Consider the following 25,512-nt stretch of genomic DNA (forward strand, 5'->3'; position numbering starts at 1 on the left):
CTATATGGTAATATTAGACAATTATGTATTACACTGTAGAATTAGGAATCCCTTGGATGTAATTTATATCATCCAAGGGATTCTCACTTTGTCAATATTTAATTGTTTCCTAAATGCAACACTAGAACCATAAGGTCTGTTTTTTTATTTTGTTACTATATTTATAGTACATTTTTAAGCATCTCTTTAACTAAATTTTTAATATTATCCATATGATAAGTTTTTTCTATAGTAAGTATAATTATATTAGGTGGTAGACGATATTCTGTTAAATCTCTAATATGCTGTAAATCATATATCTGATTAGTGTCTATATAAATACACTTTTGCTCTTTAGATATGAATCCTTCCTTGAATTCTATAGAGAGACAAATATTATTAAAGTCTTTAGTTACAACACTATAGCCCTCTCCATAATATTTTATATTATTTTTTAATTCATTATCTAATATTCCGCTTATATTTAGAATATCTCCACATTTTTCTATGCTTTCAATTACAAGTTTTGTACTTTTATCTATTGAATTGATATATATGCTCTTTTTTTCATCCAATATATCCAATATTACTATTATATCTAGCATATGAACTAAATCATCATAATTATGTCTTAATATATCCTCTTTCAATAAAAGGTTTTTAGATTTTATATAATCATAGTAGAACTTAATACAGTCTCCTCCAGTATATTTATCTTCTCTGATAAAACCTAAACTTTGTTCAATGGTTTTTAATTTTAGATTAGGTAGGTTCAAATAGAGTCTATTTTTTCTAATAATTTGATAAATATCAAAAGATTTTCCTTTGTCAAATACATAATCAACATCATATTTTCTTAGTCTATGTTCTATAAAAGGAATATCAAAGGAATCACCATTAAATGTAATAATCTTATCAAAAATAGACAAATCCTGTATAAATTTATTTAACACATCTAATTCTTTATTAATATTGTTAGCAAAGTATTGATTTAACACCCAATTTTCAGTACTTTCATTAAAGTACAAAAGACCAATTAAATATATAGCACTATTATTTCTATTTAGTCCTGTAGTTTCAATGTCCATAAAGCATACTTTTTGATTCTTAAAATATTTCTCCATGTTTAAAGTATGTTCAATTATATTAGTTATAGTTTCCATAAAAAATTCACCCTAAGTCCTTCATATGTTATAATAATATTATACATTTTAATAGGTATAAAATCAAAGTTTATATATAATTGGTAAAGGACTGAAAGGAGAAAGTAATATGACCGAGCTTGAAAAAAACATATCTTTTATGAAAGATTATGAATTAAAAGAGAAGATTATATATTTAAATACAAAACAATTAAATTTAATTAAAAAGTCTAGTTATTTGAATGTATTTAATGGAGTCACAATGTTAAAAAACACTTTAAAAGACAATTTAGATAAAAATGAAACAGAATCTAATATTGAAATAAGCTCATTAGAAAATTATTTAAATAAAGCCATTAATCTAATTGAAGATTCCATCTGTAATGATGATGAAGAAAAGAAACAAAATAGATTAATAGAAGCTATAAATATTAGACAGGAATTATATGAATTGGCATCCATTATAGACGGATATAGTATAGAATTATCTTATGTCAGAGAACTCGTGGATTATTATGGAACTAAAATTATAACTAAAAAAGATTACGAAAAAATTCCATATAATAATATGAGTGTAGAAGAATTAATAAAAGAAGTTAATAATTTACTAGATAATCAAAAGCAAAATTATTTTAAGTATATTAATATTATATCCAATGTTATTTCAGTTTTACCAATGAGATTAACCAAAGATAAGTATTTTAATATAGTTCAAAATACCATAATGAGGAATCTAAAATTATATACAAAACCAGAAGCAGAGAATCAAATAAATGAGTATAAAAAACAATTTGATAGTTCTTTGAGAAATGGCTATGGAACTAAATTTGATTATTGCTTTAGAGAAATTCAAAAACTAAGGCATATAGATTTATCCAATAAAAGTTTAGAAGAAATAGATGAAGTTGCTGAAAAAATAGTTTCTTTAAATAGAAAGATAGATGAAATGTTTAACTTCATCTTGCAACTAGGACTTATTAGTAATTTAGTTATAGTTATAAATTTAATTAATGATAATAAAATAGAAGAAATAGAAGAGGTATATAGACAGTGGAAGAAGAGTATTATAGATGGAAACAGAAAGTATATAGAAGATAGTCAAAAAAATATTGAGAAAAAAATCAAACAAATAGAAAAGGATATGCTAGGAGATTTAGAAGAGTTTAATATTTTAAATTCAGAGGCAATAAGTAGGGAAACTTTTGACTATGAGAAATTAAATGAAGATTTATTATATACAAAAAAGGTATTAACTTATTATAATGATTTTAAATTGACAGACCATAAAGTACTATTTCCAGAGGATGGGGAAACAGTAGGAGCTGATTACTTAGAACAAATAGTTGATTCTTTAATTCAATATATAAATAGATCTTTGGGAAAAATGACAAATATAGAAAGAAAAATAAGAATGAGAAAACTATTGTCTCAGATAGAACTTCCTTTTAGAGGAATAGAAGAATTCAATGATTATATTAGGTATTCTTTAGATATACGTGTAGTTCCAAAAGAAGAGATTAATTTTACAATAGATTATATATTATATTTTATTGATAACTTACCAGAGGGAAAATAATAAGATATAAAGGTGTCAATTGACACCTTTATATCTTATTCTATATCATCATTGAATTCTTCTGCTTCTAGACTATGAAGTCTATCTCTACATCCAGGACGATGAGGAGGACGAGGTGGGTCTACTTCATCCCCTATACTATTACTATCAATTTGTTTAGGGAATAGTGTTGGGAATGTTGAACATATTGGCGATGTTTCTGGGGATAATTCAGCGAATCCTGTTGAAAGAACACATAATTGAACAGGAAGAATTATTTTCTTTTCACAAGTAATGCAGATTGCAATGATTAAGTCAATTCTTACTTCACCAGTTTCTGGATTTACACGAATATCTCTAGAAATACTATTTGTACCTAATCTTGTTTCACATAGTATATTACAGAATTCAGCAAATCTTGGGAAGAAAGCTGAATTAAATACTGAAGGTATACATAGCTCAAAGAAGTTAGTTAAAATTATAGGCGCATTAACTGGCGCAATAGGAACGTTAGATGTTAAAGTTATAGTATTTCTTCTTCCTCTAGAGTCTTGAACTAGTACATCTATTTCAATAAATACATTTCCTCTTAATGCAATTCTTTGAGTACCGAATACAGGAGTACCTCTGCCTCTATCATCACATTCTGTAGTATCAGCAAATATTATCTTTTGGTTTCTCATTCCATCTGGACCAACTACTTCTACAAAGCATCCTTTTTCATCTCTAATAAATTCTCCACCTGAAAGTATAGTCTCTGGATCTATAACTAAATTACGAGGATCATTAATATTTGCAGGGTTGAAGAATCTTCTACATCTAATATCAACAACTCTTACAATTCTTGATCCTACTGGTAAATGTGGAGTAAATCTGATGTTGTTGACCGTACTTAAAGCTTGTAAATTTACAAGTGTTGCATCATAAACTTTTTGTACATAAACAGGCTCAGTAACTACTCTTCTTAAAGTACCATCCCATTCACAGCCTGTATTTCCAATACAACATCTATCACTAATATTTTGAGTAAGATCTTCTGGTAATATGTTAGGATTCATTCTATTTCCTCCTTTTAAATAATATAATTTTACTACTCAATCATAATATATTCCATGGGATAATATTGTGTTACAAATAAAAACTGTAATATAAAATATATAAATATAATACTTATTAGTAAGTGGAAACTATTAGAATTAAATAAAAAGGTGGTGGAGTAATGACTTTTTTTACTGATAAATGGACTATTGCAGAATTAGCTTCAAATAATATGGTTTTAGTTAGGAAGTCAAAGACTAATATATTATTAGAAAAGGTAGTAAGTGAAGTAAGCTTTGACAGTAGAGAAGTTGTAACTAAAGATATATTAGAGGAATATGATATGGAAATTGATGAATTAAATAATATTTATATATTATATCAAAATACAGAAGGTCATCTTATTTTGAACATACTAAGAAGTAAAAAGAAAGAGGAAGTAAAACTTACTGCTGAACCAATAAGCGAGGTATTTGACTTAAATATTATAGTAGAAGGAAAGGAAATCCATATACTTTACATGATTGAAGTACAAACTAAGGAAAATCAATATAGAATAAATCATCATTACTATGATGGTACTAAATGGAGTACATATGGAGTAGATGAAATAACTAGAGAAAAGGTTTTAAATCCAATTAGAATAATAAAACTAGAAGGAGATATTTTAATATCTTACTATAGTAATGACCGAGAAATAAATTTAAGAAGGTTTAGAAATAAAAACTTAGAATGGGAAGATAAATTTAATATAGTAAATACAGAAAATCATAAGGTATTTTTAGATATGATAAAGCATAAGGATATAATTCATTTAACTTATTGTGAGTTTATAGATGGAAATTTAGTTATACGATATAATAAGATATTATATGATAAATACAATAAACAATATATAAAACATAAATCAGAATATATTTCTAACGAAGGAAGTCCAGCTTATCCTAATATTATATTCTACGAAGATAAATTATGGATTACATGGGTAGAATTAAATAAGGTTGTAAGTAGATATAGTGATAATCAAGGAGATAGTTGGGATAGTATATATGAGTGGAGTGAATCTGGAGAAATAGATTTTGTAAGGTATAAGTATATAAATGCAAATCCTAGTGATAATATAATACTTAAATACTCTTTTGGCAGTATATATCCAGAAGTAAGATTTATTGGATTTGGTCCGTTGGAGAATGCAGTAGAAGTCCCAATAAAAAAAAAGGGGCACAATATATTCCCGAGGATTTAAAAAACACTATAGACAGATTAGAGAAGAAAAATAGAGAATTAGAAGAAAGTATAATTAAAATTGAAGATTTCTTGGTTAATAGAACAAAAGGGAGGTATGAAAGAACAAGAAAAAGGCTTTAAAGCCTTTTTCTTTATTGTTGTTATAGAAATAGGTTTTGTTCAATAATTTCTTTGATTTCAGACATAGTATCAGTTAAGCCTAAAGCTAACATAAGTTTAATTCTAACTTTTTGTCCAGGTAAATTACCTCCAAAAATAACACCAAGTTCACGTAAATGTTTACCTCCACCTTCGTAGCCATAGGAGTCTAAGACTCTGCCTGTAGGACATCTTGAAACCATAACAACAGGAATATTCTTACTAATAGCTCTTTTTATACCGGGAATCATAGCAGGGGGTAAGTTTCCTCTACCTAAAGCTTCTACGACTAAACCACTATAGCCAGCATCGATGTAAAAATCCAATATATCTGATTCCATACCTGGTACAGATTTAATAAGACCCACCTTTTCCTTTATAACATTTGTATCAATAAATTGATGAGAAACCATATCTCTATAGAATATAACCTCATCATTATCTACAATTCCTAAAGGACCAAACTCTGGAGATTTAAATGTATCTAAAGATAAAGTATTAGTTTTTGTTACTTCACTAGCAGCATTGACTTCATTATTCATAACAACTAAGACACCTTTATTTTTAGATTTATTCGAAATAGCAGTACATAAAGCCGCTGAAAGGTTACTAGAACCATCATATCCAAGTTCAGAACCATTTCTCATGGCACCCACTACAACTATAGGTTTAGAAGTTTTTATTATTAAATCTAGAAGATATGCAGTTTCTTCTAAAGTATCTGTTCCATGAGTCACAATAACTCCAGTAATATCATCTCTTTTTATTACTTCTTTTACTAACTTTGCTATTTCCATCATCATAGAAGGAGTAATATGAGGGCTAGGGATATTTGCATAATTTATTACTTCAATATCAGAAAAACTCTCTATATTTGTAACCATACCAATAATTTCTTCTGATGTTAATGCTGGAATAGCTGCATGAATACGAGGATCTATTTTCATAGAAATAGTACCACCAGTAAAGATTATAGCAACTTTATTTTTGTTAGACATATTTATACCTCCAATTAATTATATTAATAATCATAAATATAATATAACATAATTATAATATTAAAAAAACATAAAAAAAAGACTCCATCAGGAGTCTTCACCCATTTTGGATGTAAATAAACCGTTCAAAAGGGGTATTGGGAATAGAGATCTTATTTGAGGTTACCAGGGGGATAACCACAATCTAATTATAGCAAAGCTCGACAAATTATGCAAGAGTTTTTAAAAAAAACTTTTTATTCGACATAAAGGCTACATAATATAATAAAATAGTTGAAATTTATTTCCCTTTAATATAATATCTAAATCTTGTATAATAAATATAATAGATAGGTAGGAGGTTAATGATATGTTTTTAGAATTGGAAAAGGTATTAAAGAATAATGGCTTTATAGTCAAAACATTTGAAAACACAACAAAAGCAAAAGAAGAATTGCTACTAGATATAAAAAAAGAAGATTCCGTAGGAATTGGCGGTTCTATGACCATACAAGATATGGGTATTTATGAGGAGTTAAAAGAAAGAGGAAATGAAGTATACTGGCATTGGAGGAAAGATACCCAAAATCCTATTGAAAAAGCTATGACATCAGATATTTATATTACAAGTACCAATGCTATAACATTAGATGGTAAGCTTGTAAACATGGATGGAAATGGAAATAGGGTTGCATCTATGTTTTTTGGACATAAGGATGTTTATATTGTTATAGGGAAGAATAAAATATGTACTGATTATGATGCTGCCATAGAAAGAATTAGAAATATAGCAGCTCCATTAAATGCAAAGAGATTAAATCTAAATACTCCATGTACTCATACAGGGAAATGTAGTGACTGTGAATCACCAGATAGAATTTGCAAAGTGGAAACAATAATCCACAAAAAACCAAATATTACAACAATCCATATTTACTTAGTAAATGAGGAATTAGGATACTAATAGAAGAGGTGTATTATATTTGATTTATTTAGACAATTGTGCTACAACAAGACTAAGAAAAGAAGTAGTAGAAATTATGCAGAGAAGCATGATTGAAGATTTTGGAAATCCGTCATCACTTCATAGACTTGGTATGAAATCCGAACAAAAAATAAAATCAGCAAGAGAACATATTGCTAATTTTTTAAATGTAGATAAGAATGAAATATATTTTACTTCTGGTGGTACAGAAAGTAATAATATCTCTATTCAAAGTATAACAAATAAGTTGAAAAAAAGAGGAAACCATATAATAACTACAAAAATAGAACATCCTTCTGTATTAAATATAATGAAAAATTATGAACAGCAAGATTTTAATGTTACTTATTTAAGTGTAGATACACAAGGATATATCTCATTAGAAGAACTAAAAGATAATATTAGAAATGATACTATTTTAGTATCAATTATGCACGTGAATAACGAGATTGGCTCCGTTCAGCCTGTATCCAAAATAAAAGATATTATCAAAAAGATAAATCCTAATACATTATTTCATGTAGATGGAATTCAAGGTTTTGGTAAAGTAGAATTGGATTTAAAAAAATGGGAGATAGATTGCTATTCTTTTAGCGGACATAAAATACATGGACCAAAAGGTATAGGAGGACTATTTATAGATAAAAAGCATAGTTTACTTCCTTTAGTTTTTGGTGGAAATCAAGAAAGAGGTTTAAGATCAGGTACTGAAAATTTGACAGGGATAATTGGGTTTGGAGAAGCTGTAAGGGTAATGAATGAAAGTCACAAAATTGAATCTAACTACGTAATAGAATTAAAAGAATATTTTGCAAGAAAAATAGAGACAGAAATACCTTATATAAAATTTAATACATCTTTAGATAAAAACTCTTCCCCATATATTATAAATATATCCTTTAAGCATGTTAGAGGAGAAATATTACTTCATTACTTGGAAAATAAGGAAATCTATGTATCTACTACATCGGCTTGTTCATCAAAGGGGACTGAAAAGAGTCATGTTTTGAAAAGCATAGGTCTTGGAAATGAAGAAATAGAGGGAAGCATAAGATTTTGCTTTTCTTATGAGAATACTATAGAAGATTTAGATTATACAGTAAAGGTACTAAAAGAGTCAGTAGAAGATATTAGGCAAATAACTATGAGGTGATTAAGTGGAAAAAGTACTATCAGTAAGTTTAGGAGAGATTGCTTTAAAGGGATTAAATAGAAAATATTTTGAAGATCAATTGATTAAAAATATGCGAAGAGTAATAAAAGATATTGGTTTTGAGAAGATATATAAAGAACAGGGAAAGATATATATAGAAGCGGAAGAACACAACTTTCCTAAAATGATAAACAGACTAAAGAAGGTATTTGGTCTTGTGTATATAAGTCCGTGTATTAGAATAGAAAAAGATGAGGAACAAATAAAAGAGGCTTCCATAGCAGCAATTAGGGAAAAAATTGACAAGGAGAAAATTAATACTTTTAAGGTAGATACCAATAGAGCAGATAAAAACTTTCCAATTAAATCCCCAGAGTTATCTAGGCAAATAGGAGGTTTGATTCTTCAAAATTTCAAAGAATTAGAGGTAGATGTACATAATCCAGATACTTTTTTATATATAGATATAAAACAAAATGCGTATATCTATACAGAAAAAGTCAAGGGCTATGGTGGACTTCCTTTAGGCACTAACGGAAAAGGATTATTACTTTTATCAGGTGGAATAGATAGTCCTGTGGCAGGTTTTTTAATGGCTAAAAGAGGATTAGAAATATCTGCTGTTCATTATCATTCCTATCCTTTCACTAGTGAAAGGGCAGAGGAGAAAGTAAAGGATTTAGCTAGAATATTATCTAGATATGTAGGTAGAATAAAAATGTATAGCGTGAATCTTTTAGATATACAAAAGGAAATTAATAACAAGTGTAAAGAAAATGAAATGACCATACTTTCAAGAAGGTTTATGATGAAAATAGCAGGTCGAATTGCAGAAAAAGAAGGAATAAATGCACTTATTACAGGTGAAAGTTTAGGTCAAGTAGCCAGTCAAACAGTAGAGGGTATTAGTGTAACAAATAGAGCGGTGGATATTCCAGTTCTTAGGCCCCTAATAGGTCTTGATAAGGTGGATATAATAGATATAGCAAGAGATATAGAAACTTTTGAGACTTCTATTTTACCTTTTGAAGATTGTTGCACAGTATTTTTACCTAAACATCCTGTTACAAAACCTAAAATAGAAGATATATTAAAGTCAGAAGAGGCTTTAGATGTGGAATCATTGATAAATAATGCAATAGAAAATATGGAGTTGATTATAATAGAATAGTTAGAGGAATTGGTTTATTAAACCAATTCCTTTTTCTTTTTTTCAAAAAAACAAATTAACAGTTAAAGAGTATCTAATTTTTAATATATTAAACCTATGATGAAATGGATATGATATGAATAAGTAATCTACATGGTTAAAGTTATAATGTTTTTTTAAATAAAGTATTGACTTTTATACTAAAATTTTACTATAATATGATAGTTGCTAAAAAAGTTTAGTAGTTATAAACTAATTATTTAATATATAACTAGTTTTTTTAGGAGGTGTATTATGAAAATCGGTGAAAAAATTAGAAGACTGAGAATCCAAAATTCTCTTACTCAAGAAGAGTTAGCAGATAGGTCGGAGCTGACTAAAGGATTTATATCTCAATTGGAAAGAGATCTAACCTCTCCTTCAATAACAACTTTAGTGGATATATTAGAAGGTCTAGGAACAAATCTACAGGAATTTTTCAATGAGAATATAGAAGAAAAAATAGTGTTTTCAAAGGATGATGCTTTTGAAACAGAGAATGAAGAGTTAAAATATACTTTAAATTGGGTAATTCCAAATGCACAGAAAAATAAGATGGAACCTATATTAATAGAATTAGAACCTGGGGGAAGGTCTAAAGAGGACTCACCTCATGAAGGTGAAGAATTTGGATACGTAATAAGTGGAAGTATTTCTTTATATATAGGTAGTAAAAAATATAGAGTAAGAAAAGGGGAGAGCTTTTATTATAAGGCTAACTCCAATCATTATATAGCAAATGAAGGCAAAACAAAGGCCTCAGTTATTTGGGTGAGTACACCACCAAATTTTTAAAGATAATGGGGGGACAAAAATGCATACTATAGAATTAAAGAACATTTCAAAAGAATACAATGGAGTTACTGTTTTAAATGATATAAATTTATATATACAAGAAAATGAATTTTTGACTCTTTTAGGACCTAGTGGATGTGGGAAAACTACAACTCTTAGAATAATAGGCGGATTTGAAGAACCCACAAAGGGGACTGTATTATTTGAAGAAAAGGATATAACAGATATTCCACCCTATAAAAGACAAATTAACACCGTATTTCAAAAATATGCTCTTTTTCCACATTTAGATGTTTATGACAATATAGCTTTTGGACTAAAGATAAAAAAGTTACCCAAAAGTGAGATAGACTCTAAAGTTAAAGAGATGTTAAGACTTGTAAATCTACAAGGTTTTGAAAAAAGGAGTATAGATTCCCTAAGTGGTGGACAACAACAAAGAATAGCCATAGCCAGAGCATTGGTAAATGAACCTAAGGTGCTTTTATTGGATGAACCACTAGGAGCATTGGATTTAAAACTTAGGAAAGATATGCAGATTGAGTTAAAGAATATGCAAAAAAGAGTGGGAATAACATTTATCTATGTAACTCACGATCAAGAAGAAGCATTGACTATGTCAGATACTATAGTTGTAATGGATAAAGGTAGAATTCAACAAATAGGAACGCCAGTTGACATATATAATGAACCTAAAAATGCCTTTGTTGCCGAATTTATAGGAGAAAGTAATATAATAGATGGAATTATGCATGAAGATTATTTAGTAGAATTTTCAGGACAGAATTTTAAATGTGTAGACAAAGGTTTTAGAAAAGGTGAAAATATAGAGGTAGTTATTCGACCAGAAGATATTGAAATAGTATCAGTAGCAAATGGTCAATTAAATGGAATAGTTAAATCTGTTACATTTAAAGGTGTTCATTATGAAATGATTATAGAATCAAAGGACTTTGAATGGATGATACATTCTACCATAATGAAGGAGGTAGGAACTGAAATAGGAATGACAGTTCTACCTGAAAATATTCATATAATGAAGAAGGTGAGAGCAGAATGAAGATGAAAAAAGTCGCCTATCCTTATATTCTTTGGATGGCAATATTTATCGTAATTCCACTTTTCCTTATACTATATTTTGCCTTTACTACAGGAGATAGCCAAAACTTTGCTACATTTCAATTTAGTCTAGATAATTTCAAAAGATTCTTTACCCCAACATACTTAAAGGTATTAGGAAGGTCTGTGAATCTGGCATTTATCTCAACTATTATCTGCCTAATCTTAGGGTATCCATTGGCGTATATTATTTCAAAGGCAGAGCCAAGAAAAAGAAATATGATGGTTTTGATGTTGGTTATACCTATGTGGATGAATTTTTTACTAAGAACCTATGCTTGGCTTACTCTTTTAGGGAGAAATGGGTTTATAAATTTTGTAATTACTAAAATAGGATTTAAACCATTAGAACTGATATATAATGACAAGGCAGTTTTATTAGGAATGGTATATAATTTTCTTCCTTTTATGGTTTTACCTATTTATACTGTTTTAATTAAGATAGAAAAGAGTTTAATAGAAGCAGCAGAAGACTTAGGAGCTAATAAGATAGAAGTATTTAGTAAAGTCGTACTTCCCCTTAGTATGCCAGGAATTATTACAGGTATTACTATGGTATTTATACCAGCAGTAAGTACCTTTGTTATATCTGCATTATTAGGAGGAAATAAGTATAATTTAATTGGTAATTTAGTAGAGCAACAATTTAGATGGACTGGAGATTGGCATTTTGGATCATCTATGTCAATAATCCTTATGATATTTATCCTAATAACAATGGCTCTTACATCTAAGTTTGACAAAGAGAAAGAAGGAGGGGGCGGAGGATTATGGTAAGTAGAGGACTTAAAAGATTATATACGTTTTTAATATTTCTATTTCTATATGCCCCTATTATAGTACTTATAGTATTTTCCTTTAATAACTCAAAGTCAAGGGGTGTATGGGCTGGATTTACTTTTAAATGGTATATAGAATTATTTAAAGATGCAGAAATTTTAAAAGCATTGTACTATACATTGCTTGTGGCAGTACTTTCAGCACTTATTTCTACAGTTTTAGGGACTTTTGCAGCCATAGGAATATATAATATGCCAGGATTAAGTAAGAAAATAACTTTGAATTTAAACTATTTACCAGTACTAAATCCAGATATAGTTACTGCAGTATCTCTTATGGCATTATTTAGATTTTTTAAGATGGAATTTGGTCTAGCTACTATGCTTTTGTCCCATATAGTATTCTGTACACCTTATGTAATATTATCAGTATTACCTAAGCTAAAGCAGATGAATAAACATTTAGCAGAGGCAGCTATGGACCTTGGTGCAACTCCTTTTTATGCTTTAAGAAAAGTAATTATACCAGAGATAATGCCAGGAATAATTACAGGTTGCCTTATGGCATTTACATTATCCATTGATGATTTTGTTATTTCATTTTTCAATACTGGAAATAATGTATCTAACCTTAGTATAGAGATATTTTCCATGTCTAGACGTGGAATAAACCCTGTAATTAATGCACTATCTACACTTATGTTTGTAAGTCTGATTATATTGCTTTTAATAATAAATAAAAGAACAGAAAAAAATGAAATAGAAAGAGGTGTCTAATTTGAAAAAAAGAAGATTTATTTTATTAGCCTTATCTTTGATTATTGTAATTATGACTGTTGGATGTGGAGAGAAGAAAGAAACTATCAATGTCTATAACTGGGGAGACTATATAGATAAGTCAGTTTTAAAGGATTTTGAAGAAGAATACGGTATTAAAGTAAATTATAGTATGTATGAGACTAATGAAGATTTATATATAAAATTAAAACAAGGCGGGTCCAGTTATGATGTAATATTCCCGTCTGATTATATGATTGAAAGAATGATAAGAGAAGACTTATTAGTTAAATTAAATAAAGATAACATACCTAATATAAAAAACATAGATGAAAAGTTCTTTAATTTAGATTTTGATAAAGACAATGATTATTCTGTGCCATATATGTGGGGTACAGTAGGTATAATTTATAATAAGACTAAAGTAGATGATGTAGTAGATAGTTGGAATATACTATGGAATGAAAAGTATAAAGATGAAATAATAATGTTGAATAGTCAAAGGGATACTCTTGCAGTAGCACTAAAAAAATTAAATTATTCCATGAATACAAGAAATATAAAAGAATTAGAAGAGGCTAAAGAACAACTTCTGATACAAAAACCACTTGTATATGCCTATTTAGGGGATGAAGTAAAGGGAGCAATGGTTAGTGGAGAGGCGGCTTTTGCAGTAGTATGGTCTGGGGATGCTGTAGCTATGATAAGAGATAATCCTGATTTAGAATATGCAATACCAAAGGAAGGGACAAATCTTTGGTTTGATAGCATGGTAATACCAAAGTCTGCTAAAAATAAAGAAGGTGCAGAAAAATTCATAAATTTTATGGCTAGACCAGATATAGCAGCAAGAAATACTGATTATATAGGGTACTCAACACCAATACCTGAAGCAGTAGAAATGTTACCTGAAGACATAAGAAATTCAAAGGTAGCATATCCAGCTGATGAAGAAATAGAAAATACAGAAATATTTCATGACCCATCAGATATTATAACTGAATATGATAGAATTTGGACTGAAATAACTTCACAAGATTAACAAATAATAAGACACTGACTTTAGAAAAAAATTTTAGAGTCAGTGTTTTGTATTGTAAAAGGTTGAAACCTTTGATAGTATAAAAATTAAGATATGTTTATCTTAAATATATAAGGTATTTAATTAAATCGGTATGGCTTATAAAAAGGAGGCTAATAAAATGAATAAAGAATTTTTCACAAGAAATAGAAAGAATTTAGGAGAAAAGTTAGAAAATAATAGTATATTATTATTATTTGCAGATAGAGCACCATATAAATCTGCTGATGAATTATATCAATTTACACCAAATAGAAATTTTTATTACTTAACTGGTATAGATAGTGATAAAGTAATTTTATTTATAAGTAATATTGATGGAAATATATCAGAAACACTATTTATAGAAAGACAAGACCCTATTATGGCAAAATGGGTAGGGGCAGTTATTTCTGAGGAGGAAGCAAAAGATATATCAGGTATAGATAATATTAAATATTTAGATGAGTTAGAAGGAACTATGAGTTCTGTATTAAGTAGAAATAAGATAGAAAAGACATATTTAGACTTGGAAAGACAAGAAATTAGTACATCAATAACAGAAGCACAATCCTTTGCAAAGATTATGGCTGAAAAATATCCATATATAAGTATAAAAAATATCTATTATGATATTGCTGAATTGAGAACTATAAAATCAGAAGAAGAAATTCAGTTAATTAGAAAAGCAATAGAAATAACTAATGAAGGCATTATGAATATGTTAGATAATATGAAGCCAAATATGATGGAATATGAAATTGAAGCACACTTTGATTTTACCTTGAGAAAAAATGGAGTAAAAGATAAAGCTTTTACAACAATTGCTGCCAGCGGAAAAAATGCTACAATATTACACTATGTAGATAATAATTCTAAATCAGAAGATGGAGACCTAGTTCTTTTTGATTTAGGAGCTCAATATAAATATTATAATGGAGATATAAGCCGTACTTTCCCTATAAATGGTAAATTTACAGAGAGACAAAGAGATATTTATAATATTGTATTAAAGGCTCAAAAAGCAGTTGAAGAAGCAGCTAAACCAGGACTTCCATATAAGGAGTTAAATGAAATTGCTAAAAAAGTATTAGCTGAGGGATGCAAGGAATTAGGATTAATAAAGAAAGATGAAGAACTATCAAAATACTATTACCATGGTGTTTCACATTATCTAGGGCTAGATACACATGATGTAGGAGAATATAACCTTGAACTTAAACCAGGTATGGTTATAACCAATGAACCAGGACTTTATATTGAAGAAGAGGGAATCGGAATAAGAATAGAAGATGATTTATTAATAACGGAAGATGGATGTGAAAACTTATCTAAATATATTATAAAAAGTGTAGAGGAAATAGAGACCTATATGAATAAATAATACTGTAACAGGTAAAAGGTAAAAAATAGATGGATTTTAAAACAAGTTAAGAAAATTTTCTTAACTTGTTTTTCTATAACTAGTACTTTTATTATACTTATGTTAGAATGATTTGTATAAAAAGACATTATACTTATTATTAAATTGAGTTAAAAGTAATATACTTTATTTGCTTATGATAAATAAATTAATTTAAGAGGAGAAAAATAATGAAAGTTGCTATAATGGGGGCTTCAGATTCAGTTGAAAAGATATATGGGGTTCTTTCTAAAGAACATAGAAATATAGAGTTTGTTAAATACGCAGAAGATGAGATAAAAAAACTTATTGATATGGCAAGAAACATAGATCTTACAATAGATGGTATTTTTCTAACTGGAATAGGTGTCTATTCTGAACTATCTTCAAAGATAAAATTTGAACAACCAGTTGTGTATACAGAAAGAGGTATAATAGGTATCATTAAAGCATTATGTGAATTCCGTAGTGATTTTGGAGATACGAAAGATCTAAAGATAGCTTTGGATATAATTAAGGAAAAGGATTTAATCGATGTATTTAATGAGTTTAATATAGAGGTTAAAGACTATGATATTCAAAGATATTTACCTAATAAAAGCGAAGAAGATTATATAAAATACTATTTAGGAAAATATGAAAATAAGGAGATAGACTGTATTTTTACATCTTTCGGATATATATATAACTATTTTAAAACTCAAGATATTCCTGTTTATAGAATACAAGCAACAAATATTGATATTAAAAATAGATTTATTCAATTAGAAAATAGCATTAAATTTAAAAATATTCATGAGCGTGTGATTCAAATACAAATCATTCAAGTAGTTGGAGAAGAAAATAAACTTTTGCAGGAAGAAATACTTATCTATTCTAAGGAGATAGAAGGTATGATGCAGGTCATAGAACCAAACGAATATCTTATTATATCTAATAAAGGAGCATTGTTAAGTTCAGAGAATATAAACTCTTTATCTAGGATAATAAATAATTGTAAACTTAATAATATTATCATTGGTGTAGGAATTGGAGAAGGGTTAACTCTCTATCAGTCTGAAACAAATGCCAGAAATGCCTTAAGAAAGAGTATTTCTGAAAAACAAGGTAATGTATATTTTTATGATGGACAAAATGTAATAGGACCAATTATGAGTAAAGGTCAAATTAAATATAAGAATCTATCAGATGAAAAAACTATACAATTATCTAAAGAAATTGGCATTAGTTCTCAGTATATTGAAAAGATAAATGGTGTAATTAATAAACTAGGAAGAGATGAATTCACTAGTCAAGAGCTAGCAGAAATTCTTTCCATAAGTGAACGGAGTGCAAATAGAATTTTGAAAAAAATAATAGATACTGGATATGGTGAGGAGTCAAACTTAGAAAATTCTTTAGGCCCTGGAAGACCACGCCGTAAAATAAAGATGAAATTATCTAAATAATAATTAGAGAAAATATTGACAACTATTTAAGCTTATAATATAATCGAGGTAATTAAGGACGTATTTAGGACACGAACTTAAAAGACAAAAGGAGGAGTAAATATGAATCATATGGTTTATGCAAATCATCCTATTATATGGCTTGTATCCATAATAGGAATATCAGTTGTACTAATTCAGTCTATATTGATAATCAAAAAGTCAATTAAGGCGGGGGTAGACATGGGAATGGATTACTCTAGAATGAAAAAAGGTATCAAAACCAGTGCAATTAGTAGTATTGGGCCAGCACTTGGAGTAGTAGGAAGTTTATTGGCATTATTAGTTACTATGGGTTCTCCCATGTCTGCTTTTAGATTAAGTGTAATAGGTGGTTCTAACTTTGAGGCCATGGCGGCAAACTTTGGAGCGCAGGCACTAGGGTCAGAACTTTCAACAAATATGACTCCAGTAGTATTTACGAATGCTTTATGGACAATGGCTTTGGGTTCAATTGGATGGATTATATTTGTATATCTATTTGCCCATAGAATGGATAAGGTAAATAATTTGTTGACAAGTGGAAGAAAAGCATTATTACCAGCAGTTAGTATAGGTGCTATGCTTGGTTCTTTTGCATATTTTAATGTTGGAAATTATATAAAATTTAGAACAAATCCAGATGTAACAATTTCAGCTGTGGCAGGTTTAATCATTATGATGATTTGCTTGAAATTGGGAGAAAAGAAATTTACTTGGTTAAAAGAATGGGCTCTAACAATTGCCATGTTTGGAGGAGCAATTATTGGAACTATAACTATTTAATTATTGGAGGAATATAAATGAATGTCTATGATGAATATATTAAGGATGTTACAAAAATAGGTAGATTTACAATGATCCTTGGATTGATAGTATCTATACTTCCACCAGCGGTTATGACTTGGGGATTTGGATTTAATCCAGGAATTGGTGCAATTATTGCGGGAGCAATTTCTCAGATTTCAGTTTCAGGAGCTTTTTATTTTAGTGAACCTATTAGCTATTTTCCTATAGTAGGAAGAGCTGGGCTTTATATGGGATTCTTATCAGGAAACTTAGTAAATATGAGAATACCAGCAGCAGTATCAGCTTTAGAAGGTTCAGGATATAAATCTGGTACTGATGAAGGAGCTATTATGGGAACAATAGGAATAGGCGTTTCTATATGGGTTGGAATTATATTTTTATTATTAGCTGTATTTGCTGGACAAAGTGTATTGTCTGCATTACCGCAATCATTTACAACAATGCTATCTCTTATTATTCCAGCATTATTTGGTGGAGTATTTGCTCAATTTGCAATAAAATCACCAAAGGCAGGTATCTTTGCTATTGCTGTTGCTTATATAATGACAAAAGCTGTAGCTTTTATTCCAGGTCAACCTTCATTTATCGTTACTTTAGTATCAGTATTTGCAACTATTGCATTTGCTAAGAAACAATTAAGTAAGCAAATAGATGGAAAATAGATAGTTACTCACTAGAAAAAGGGAGGTAATAGACTTGAATAAAGAAAGATTAATAAATAGTTTTATAGAAATGTTAAAGATTCATTCGCCTTCAAAAAAAGAAGGAGAATTTGCAAAATATATGGTTAATTTACTAGAAGGTTTAGGTGCAGACATATACCTAGATGAAGGATATTTACAATATGGTGGTGACTCTCCCTCAATTATAGCCAAAATTCCTGGAGATATAGAAGGAGAAGGAGTAACACTTGCTGCCCATATGGACGTAATAGAGCCTAATTTAAATGTAGAACCAATAATAGAAGGTAATATTATTAAAACCAATGGAACTACTACATTAGGTGGGGATGATAAGGGTGGAATAGCAAGTATTCTAGAGGTTATAAGAACTATTAAAGAAGAAAAGATATCACATAAGGATATTTATGTAGTATTAACCCCTTGTGAAGAGATTGGTATGCTTGGTGCAAAATATTTTGATTGGGGCAATGTACCAAAGGATATGATGCCTGCAAAGAATATGATTGTAGTGGATAATTCAGGGGCTGCTGGTATTATTGCACATTCCGCTCCAAGTAAGTATGATTTTGAGATTAGATTTAAAGGTAGAAACGCCCATGCTGGAATAGAACCTGAAAAGGGAATAAATGCTATTGCCATGGCAGCACACACTTTAACACATATGAATACAGGTAGAATAGATGATTTAACAACATCAAATATTTCCACAATAGATTCTAAATTTCCTTCAAATGTAGTTCCAGATATATGTACAATGACTGGAGAAGTAAGAAGTCATTCTGAAGAAAAAATATTAGAGATCCTTGAATCATATAAAAATAGATGTGATGAAACAGTTGAAAGATTTGGTGGTAGCTATGAAATTAATTACAAATGTGATTACCCAGTGTTAAAACCAAAGGATGACTTAAAATTTGCAAAAGAATTTGTCAGGGTTTATGAAGAAATGGGAGTGAATTCTGAACTTAAAATAATTGGAGGAGGTTCAGATAGTAATATATTTGCTGAACAGGGATTTAATTCAATTATTATTGGAGTTGGAATGAATAAAGTTCATACAGTTGATGAGTATTTAGAGATTGCTGAATTATTTAAAACGACAGAAGCCATTATAAGATATATAAAGAAGGATGAATAATAAATGGGCATTGAAAAGGAAATAATTAAATCTAGAGTAATCTCAGCAATTGATGATAATAAAGATTTAATACTTGAAATAGGCAGAAGAATTTATAATAATCCAGAACTTGGATTTAAAGAATTTGAAACTACTAAGCTTGTAAAAGACTTTTTTAAAAAAGAACTCAATATTGGTGTAGTTGAAAATATTGCATATACAGGTTGCAAGGCTGAAATAAATAAAGACAAAACAGGACCTAAAGTTGCAGTTTTGGGAGAGTTAGACGGTATAGTTTGTGGCAATCATAAAGATGCACTAGATTCAGGAGCAACTCATACCTGTGGGCATAATATACAAATTGCAGGAATGTTAGCTGTAGCAATTGGCCTTATAAAATCAGGTGTATATGAGGAATTAGATGGAAAGATTGATTTTATTGCAACGCCAGCTGAAGAATTCATAGAATTAGATTATAGAAGTAAACTTAAGGAAAAAGGAATCATTAAATATTTCGGAGGAAAGCAAGAGTTAATAAGAAATGGAACCTTTGATGATGTAGATATTTCCCTTATGTTCCATGCTTTAGACACAGGGGATAAAAAGGTATTAGTAGGACCTGTATCTAATGGGTTTATTGGAAAGGATATTAGATTTATAGGTAGAGAAGCCCACGCTGGAAATGCTCCCCATAAAGGAGTAAATGCACTTAATGCAGCACTACTGGCTATGAACAATATCAATGCCCAGAAAGAAACCTTTGAAGATAACGATAAGGTAAGAATTCATCCAATTATAACTAAAGGTGGGGATATTGTAAATGTAATACCTGCTGATGTTAAGATGGAATCATATACAAGGGCAAGGACTATACAAGCCATGGTAGATGCTAATAAAAAGGTTAATAGATCATTGATTGCCGGAGCTATGGCTGTAGGTGCAGATATTGAGATTAAAGAGATACCAGGGTATTTGCCAATTTTAAAACATGAAAAGATAGAAGAGATACTTCTAAAGAATCTATTATATCTTGGAATAAAAGAAGATGAAATAATAAAAGGTGGAGATTTTACAGGATCCTTTGATTTAGGAGATGTATCCCATATTATGCCCACGCTACATCCTATGTTTGGTGGAATAAAAGGAGAACTTCACTCTAAGGATTACTGTATAATTAATGAGGAGTATATCTATTTAGAGCCTGCTAAGTCATTGGCTTTAACAATAGTAGATTTATTATTTGATGGTGCAAAAGAGGCTAAAAATATCCTTAAAGATTTTGTTCCAGCTATGACAAAAGAAGAATATTTAAATTTTATGGATTCAAATGATGGAATCATAAAAGAAAGATTTCTAGATAAATAGATTTGTATATAAATTAAAAAGCTTTATATAAGATTAAATCTATGAAAATGAGAGAAAAATACTTTTATAGGGAGGCTGTCCAATTATTATCTATTGGACAGCCTTTATTCATGCCTGAAAAATCAAATTCAAATTTTTACTCCAGAATCTCTCTAGAGTTTTTTATAGAATTGTATAATAAATGAACAAAGGTAAAAACTAAAGGGTATATTAGACTTATTAAGTATAAAACGAAAAGGAGTTATTATGATTAAAAAAAACAAACTAATAAATGATAGTTGGAAATTAGATAATAGTTATGCTAGGCTCCCAGAGATATTTTTCTCAAAAATTACTCCAAATTCCGTATCATCACCTAAATTAGTTATCCTTAACCATGATTTAGCAAGGAAGTTAGGATTGGATATTGCAGAGCTACAAGGCATTGATGGAGTAAATATACTATCGGGTAATAAAATACCAAATGGAAGTCTGCCCATTGCACAAGCTTATGCAGGACATCAATTTGGATATTTTACCATGTTGGGAGATGGGAGAGCTTTACTTCTTGGTGAACAAATTACACCATTAGGACAACGATATGATATTCAATTAAAGGGGGCAGGTAGAACTCCATATTCTCGTGGTGGAGATGGTAAGGCAGCAATACAGCCTATGCTTAGGGAATATATTATAAGTGAAGGAATGAATGGGCTTGGAATTCCCACAACGCGAAGCTTAGCAGTGACATTAACAGGTGAACAAATAATTCGTGAAACTCAGCTTAAAGGAGGGGTTCTTACTCGTATTGCAAGTAGTCATATAAGAGTAGGTACATTTGAATATGCTGCTAAATGGGGAACAAATAATGAATTAAAGTCATTGGCTGATTATACAATAGAACGTCATTTTTCATATATTAAAGATGAGAAAAATCCTTATATTTTACTACTCCAAGAGGTAATAAAGCGTCAAGCATATCTTATTGCAAAATGGCAATTAGTAGGTTTTATTCATGGTGTTATGAATACTGACAATATGACAATAAGTGGAGAAACTATTGATTATGGTCCTTGTGCATTTATGGATACCTATAGCCCATCTACTGTATTTAGTTCAATAGATGTCCATGGAAGATATGCTTATGAAAATCAACCTAAAATTGCAGCTTGGAATTTAGCAAGATTTGCAGAAACACTACTACCTTTACTTCATAAAGATCAAAATAAAGCTGTTGATTTAGCTCAAGAATTAATATCAGAGTTTAGTAGTTTATACTATGATGAGTGGATTAAAGGAATGAGATGTAAGCTTGGAATGTTTAATGAGGAATTAGAAGATAAAGATATTATTGAAGAACTTTTAAATATGATGGAAAAAAATAAAGCTGATTATACAAATACTTTCAGAGGATTGACCCTAGATTGCTTAGAAGATATGGATTTGTTTAAAACTGAAGAATTTTCTAAATGGAAGGCTAAATGGCAAGATAGATTAAAGAGGCAAGGTGAATCAAAAGAGCAGGCATATTCTCTAATGAAAAACTCTAATCCTTCTATAATTCCAAGGAACCATCGTGTTGAAGAAGCCCTTGGGGCAGCAGAGAAGGGAGATTATGAGGTAATGAAAAAGCTTTTAAAGGTTCTTTTACAACCCTATGAATATTCTTATGAACAAGAAGCATATTCAGTTTTATCTAAGAACACAAATAATAATTATAAAACTTTCTGCGGAACTTAATTAATATATAGTAAGTACTTGTTTTTAAAGCATTTTATATAGTAAATAAGTCCGATTTATAAAAAAAGTTCTTAAATATATTGCCGTAAATAGACAATATGTTACAATATGTTACATAGGATGTCTTATTTTACGGAGGTCGATATGATTAAACTATGGAAAAGAAAAACAGAAGAATTAGAGATTAAAGAAGAATCAACAGTATATAACGAACAAAAAGAAAAGGAAATGAATAAACGAGCTTTAATTAAAAAGAACGAAGAAAATTTATTGTACAATTTAAACGTTAGAATAAAGGATTCTAATAATCAAGCTGAAAGCTTAATAAATATAATTGAAGTTATATCCAATAGAGTAGAGGAACAAGTAAAGGCTATTTCTGAAGTAGTAAATGAAATAGGAAATTATTCAGCTATGGCACAGGAGCTTAGTGCAAGTTCAAATACATCTTATGAGACAGCTAGAGAAACTTTAGGAATAATAGAGGAGGGGAGTAAAGCAGTATATAATACCATTGACTCTATGAATGAAATTGAGAAATCCATTTCATCAGTAATGATAGAGATTCATGAACTTAAAACGGCTACAGCTCAAATAGATAATATACTTGATGTAATAAAGGGTATAGCAGATCAAACGGACCTATTGTCTTTAAATGCTGCCATAGAGGCAGCAAGAGCAGGAGAAGCTGGAAGAGGATTTGCTGTAGTAGCAAATGAAGTTAAACTATTGGCTGAAAGAAGTACAGCATCGGCAAATGATATTTCCAATATAATTAATAATATTAATAAAAGCGTTAATACCACAATTGAAGCTATTGAAAAAAGCAATGAGAAAATTAAAGAAGGTTCAAGTATTGCAGAAGAATCCAATATATCTTTTAGTAGGATAGAAAAAGCTATTCAAACTATGATAGAGACTATGAATGAAATAAACAATGCAATATCCATTCAAACTAATAGTCTTGAATCCATAGTAGCCTCAACAGATGAAATGTCAAATGTCTCAGATAAAGCAATGTCAATGGTAGAAAGTGCATTATTGAATACGCAGTTTACAAAGGCAGCTTTAGTTGCACTTGAACAAGTTGTTAATTTGTTAAATGGAGTTACAAAAGAATTAGTAGATGAAACAATTAATTCAGAGGGAGAAATGGTTACAATAAGGAGCAATTTTTCTGAGCCTATTTTTACACTAGATCCAGCCATGGTAAATAGTATGGAAAATATGAGATTTCTTATGAACATACATACAGGATTATTAACTACTAGTGATACTGGAGATGTATTACCATCATTGGCTAAGAGTTGGTATGTAGAAGATGATAATCTTACTTGGATATTTAACCTTAGAAATAATGCAAAATTTCACAATGGAAAAATAATTCGTGCCGAAGATATAAAATATTGTTTGGAAAGAGTACTTTCACCAAACTTAAAATCTCCAAATACTTGGTTCATAGATTATATAGATGGTGCAAAGGAATATATGGAGAATATCTCAAATGAAGTAAGTGGCATTAGAATAATAGGAGAAAATCAATTAGCGATTAAGTTGGCTACACCTTTTAGTGGTTTTTTAATGTTTTTATCTCAGATATGTTGTGCAGTAATGGATCCTATGGAATTGGAAAAGGGGAATCTCGTTGGATGTGGACCTTATAGATTAGAGAGTGCTAATAATGATTTATATAGATTAGTAGCCTTCGAAGAATATATAGGAGGGAAACCATATTGTGATATTGTAGAAATAGTAAGTGGAGACAAAAATGCTCTTGGAAACTTTATAAATAATAAATATGATTTTTATGTAGTACAAGGTAAACGGGAACTAGATGAGATAAAGGAAACTAAATACTATAAAAATCTTAAAACTGAGGAACTACTAGCTACGTTTTATTTAGGATTCAAAATAAAAAATACAGATTCTCAGTATACAAGTAAGAAAGTGAGAGAAGCCATTCACTATGCAATAAATAAGAAAAGAGTAGTAGATGAAATGACAGGGGGCTTTGCATCAGAAGCCAAGTGTATGATTCCATCTAAACTAGTGCCATCTGACCATATAAGTGGATACAATTATAATCCAGAAAAGGCAAGGCAAATTCTAAAAAGTCAAAATGTAGATTTAAGTAAACCGCTTAATATACTCTGTGGACAAAATATTCATGGTGCTTTAAGATTTATAGAAGAAGATTTAAAAGCAATTGGAATTACATGTAAGTATCATCAAGTATCAGATAAGGAACATGCCAATTCAGCTAACATATATAAAGGATATGATGTATATCTATATGGTTGGTATGCAGATGCAATTGAACCATCATCTTTTATAGAGCCTTTATTTGCAACTAACAGTGTCTCTAATCTTAGTGGGTATGAAAGTGAAGAACTTATGAGATTATTAAAAATAGCAAAGCAAACATCTAATCCTATAAGAAGGATGGAAATCTATAAAGAGATACAGAGAATAATATCAGAAGATGTACCATGTATACCTCTTTATCATCCATATAATGGAATTTGTACACAAGAGAGAATAACAAATGTTAATCTTTCTCCTTTAGCAATGATAAAATATGATAATATAATAAAAGAATAATATTTTATAAAAAGCATTTGCAAATCATAAAAAAACATGGTATACTAAATATCCAGTCAAAAATGGCTGGAAAGTTGATGGGAAATTAAGTTTTGAAATAAAATAAAAAACTTATAAAAAACCGTTGACAGTAATAAACAAAAATGTTATTATAAGAAAGTTCCCTCGAGAGAGGAAACATTATGACCTAACACAACGAGCGTAGCGAGTTGATGTAGGTCAAACGCAATGAACACCAAATTTATACGAGCGTAGCGAGTAAATAAATTTGAGTTGTGAAACTGCGATGAACCTAGAAAACTAAACAGTGTGAGAAACTTTGAATTATAAAAAGTAACACATGAAATAACAGTCAGCAAATTTGAGCTAATCAGACTTTTAAATGAGAGTTTGATCCTGGCTCAGGACGAACGCT

General features: G+C 29.5%; 21 protein-coding genes. 18 read left to right on the plus strand and 3 right to left on the minus strand.

The window, feature by feature from the left end:
• Positions 1–161: 161 nt before the first annotated feature.
• A complete protein-coding gene (locus FYJ83_RS16760) occupies positions 162–1,142 on the minus strand; it encodes a ribonuclease H-like domain-containing protein (RefSeq protein ID WP_154442525.1) in 981 nt (326 codons plus the stop codon).
• A 109-nt stretch (positions 1,143–1,251) separates the two neighbouring features.
• Here FYJ83_RS16760 and FYJ83_RS16765 point away from each other — a divergent pair, with 109 nt between their 5' ends.
• Positions 1,252–2,697 carry a hypothetical protein gene (locus FYJ83_RS16765; protein ID WP_154442527.1) on the plus strand — a complete coding sequence of 482 codons (1,446 nt, stop codon included), beginning with the start codon at positions 1,252–1,254 and terminating at the stop codon, positions 2,695–2,697.
• A gap of 35 nt (positions 2,698–2,732) precedes the next feature.
• Here FYJ83_RS16765 and FYJ83_RS16770 read toward each other — a convergent pair whose 3' ends face one another.
• Positions 2,733–3,734: a hypothetical protein gene (locus FYJ83_RS16770; protein WP_154442529.1), complete on the minus strand. Its 1,002-nt coding sequence runs from the start codon at positions 3,732–3,734 to the stop codon at positions 2,733–2,735.
• 161 nt (positions 3,735–3,895) lie between these two features.
• Between FYJ83_RS16770 and FYJ83_RS16775 the strand changes: the two genes are divergently transcribed.
• Positions 3,896–4,960 (plus strand): hypothetical protein, encoded by a 1,065-nt coding sequence (locus FYJ83_RS16775; RefSeq protein ID WP_154442531.1) that lies wholly within the window; start codon positions 3,896–3,898, stop codon positions 4,958–4,960.
• A 142-nt stretch (positions 4,961–5,102) separates the two neighbouring features.
• On the opposite strand, the gene FYJ83_RS16780 is transcribed toward FYJ83_RS16775, so the two are convergent.
• Positions 5,103–6,098, minus strand: a complete 996-nt coding sequence (locus FYJ83_RS16780; protein WP_154442533.1) for an asparaginase — start codon at positions 6,096–6,098, stop codon at positions 5,103–5,105.
• A gap of 349 nt (positions 6,099–6,447) precedes the next feature.
• Here FYJ83_RS16780 and FYJ83_RS16785 point away from each other — a divergent pair, with 349 nt between their 5' ends.
• The 16 genes from FYJ83_RS16785 to FYJ83_RS16860 all read left to right on the plus strand — a co-directional run bounded on the left by FYJ83_RS16785 (position 6,448) and on the right by FYJ83_RS16860 (position 25,097).
• Positions 6,448–7,041 carry a lactate utilization protein gene (locus FYJ83_RS16785; RefSeq protein ID WP_154442535.1) on the plus strand — a complete coding sequence of 198 codons (594 nt, stop codon included), beginning with the start codon at positions 6,448–6,450 and terminating at the stop codon, positions 7,039–7,041.
• 19 nt (positions 7,042–7,060) lie between these two features.
• Positions 7,061–8,215 carry a cysteine desulfurase family protein gene (locus FYJ83_RS16790; RefSeq protein ID WP_154442537.1) on the plus strand — a complete coding sequence of 385 codons (1,155 nt, stop codon included), beginning with the start codon at positions 7,061–7,063 and terminating at the stop codon, positions 8,213–8,215.
• Between the two features lie 4 nt (positions 8,216–8,219).
• The gene (gene thiI, locus FYJ83_RS16795) at positions 8,220–9,386 is read left to right on the plus strand and encodes a tRNA uracil 4-sulfurtransferase ThiI (protein ID WP_326828365.1); all 1,167 of its coding nucleotides are present in this window, start codon (positions 8,220–8,222) and stop codon (positions 9,384–9,386) included.
• Between the two features lie 273 nt (positions 9,387–9,659).
• Positions 9,660–10,199 (plus strand): helix-turn-helix domain-containing protein, encoded by a 540-nt coding sequence (locus tag FYJ83_RS16800; RefSeq protein ID WP_154442539.1) that lies wholly within the window; start codon positions 9,660–9,662, stop codon positions 10,197–10,199.
• 19 nt (positions 10,200–10,218) lie between these two features.
• A complete protein-coding gene (gene potA, locus FYJ83_RS16805) occupies positions 10,219–11,259 on the plus strand; it encodes a spermidine/putrescine ABC transporter ATP-binding protein (RefSeq protein ID WP_154442541.1) in 1,041 nt (346 codons plus the stop codon).
• Positions 11,256–12,095, plus strand: coding sequence for an ABC transporter permease (locus tag FYJ83_RS16810; RefSeq protein WP_216585444.1), 840 nt, complete (start codon positions 11,256–11,258; stop codon positions 12,093–12,095). Before potA ends, FYJ83_RS16810 begins: the two co-directional genes overlap by 4 nt.
• On the plus strand, positions 12,089–12,874 hold the full coding sequence (locus FYJ83_RS16815; RefSeq protein ID WP_154442543.1) for an ABC transporter permease: 786 nt from the start codon (positions 12,089–12,091) through the stop codon (positions 12,872–12,874). The genes FYJ83_RS16810 and FYJ83_RS16815 overlap by 7 nt, the downstream gene beginning before the upstream one ends.
• 52 nt (positions 12,875–12,926) lie before the next feature.
• Positions 12,927–13,916, plus strand: coding sequence for an ABC transporter substrate-binding protein (locus FYJ83_RS16820; RefSeq protein WP_412034784.1), 990 nt, complete (start codon positions 12,927–12,929; stop codon positions 13,914–13,916).
• A gap of 160 nt (positions 13,917–14,076) precedes the next feature.
• Positions 14,077–15,318 carry an aminopeptidase P family protein gene (locus tag FYJ83_RS16825; protein WP_154442547.1) on the plus strand — a complete coding sequence of 414 codons (1,242 nt, stop codon included), beginning with the start codon at positions 14,077–14,079 and terminating at the stop codon, positions 15,316–15,318.
• A gap of 209 nt (positions 15,319–15,527) precedes the next feature.
• Entirely contained in the window at positions 15,528–16,784 is a 1,257-nt protein-coding gene (locus tag FYJ83_RS16830) for a hypothetical protein (protein WP_154442549.1), read from the plus strand.
• Between the two features lie 102 nt (positions 16,785–16,886).
• Positions 16,887–17,588, plus strand: a complete 702-nt coding sequence (locus FYJ83_RS16835; RefSeq protein WP_154442551.1) for a DUF5058 family protein — start codon at positions 16,887–16,889, stop codon at positions 17,586–17,588.
• Between the two features lie 17 nt (positions 17,589–17,605).
• On the plus strand, positions 17,606–18,274 hold the full coding sequence (locus FYJ83_RS16840) for a hypothetical protein (protein ID WP_154442553.1): 669 nt from the start codon (positions 17,606–17,608) through the stop codon (positions 18,272–18,274).
• Positions 18,275–18,308: 34 nt separating this feature from the next.
• Positions 18,309–19,433, plus strand: coding sequence for a M20/M25/M40 family metallo-hydrolase (locus FYJ83_RS16845; RefSeq protein ID WP_154442555.1), 1,125 nt, complete (start codon positions 18,309–18,311; stop codon positions 19,431–19,433).
• A gap of 3 nt (positions 19,434–19,436) precedes the next feature.
• Positions 19,437–20,777 (plus strand): amidohydrolase, encoded by a 1,341-nt coding sequence (locus FYJ83_RS16850; RefSeq protein WP_154442557.1) that lies wholly within the window; start codon positions 19,437–19,439, stop codon positions 20,775–20,777.
• Between the two features lie 246 nt (positions 20,778–21,023).
• Entirely contained in the window at positions 21,024–22,496 is a 1,473-nt protein-coding gene (locus FYJ83_RS16855) for a protein adenylyltransferase SelO (RefSeq protein ID WP_154442559.1), read from the plus strand.
• A gap of 144 nt (positions 22,497–22,640) precedes the next feature.
• Positions 22,641–25,097 carry an ABC transporter substrate-binding protein gene (locus tag FYJ83_RS16860; RefSeq protein WP_195838040.1) on the plus strand — a complete coding sequence of 819 codons (2,457 nt, stop codon included), beginning with the start codon at positions 22,641–22,643 and terminating at the stop codon, positions 25,095–25,097.
• Positions 25,098–25,512 lie beyond the last annotated feature (415 nt).

The organism is Tissierella pigra, assembly GCF_009695605.1.
GTDB classification, from domain to species: Bacteria; Bacillota; Clostridia; order Tissierellales; family Tissierellaceae; genus Tissierella; species Tissierella pigra.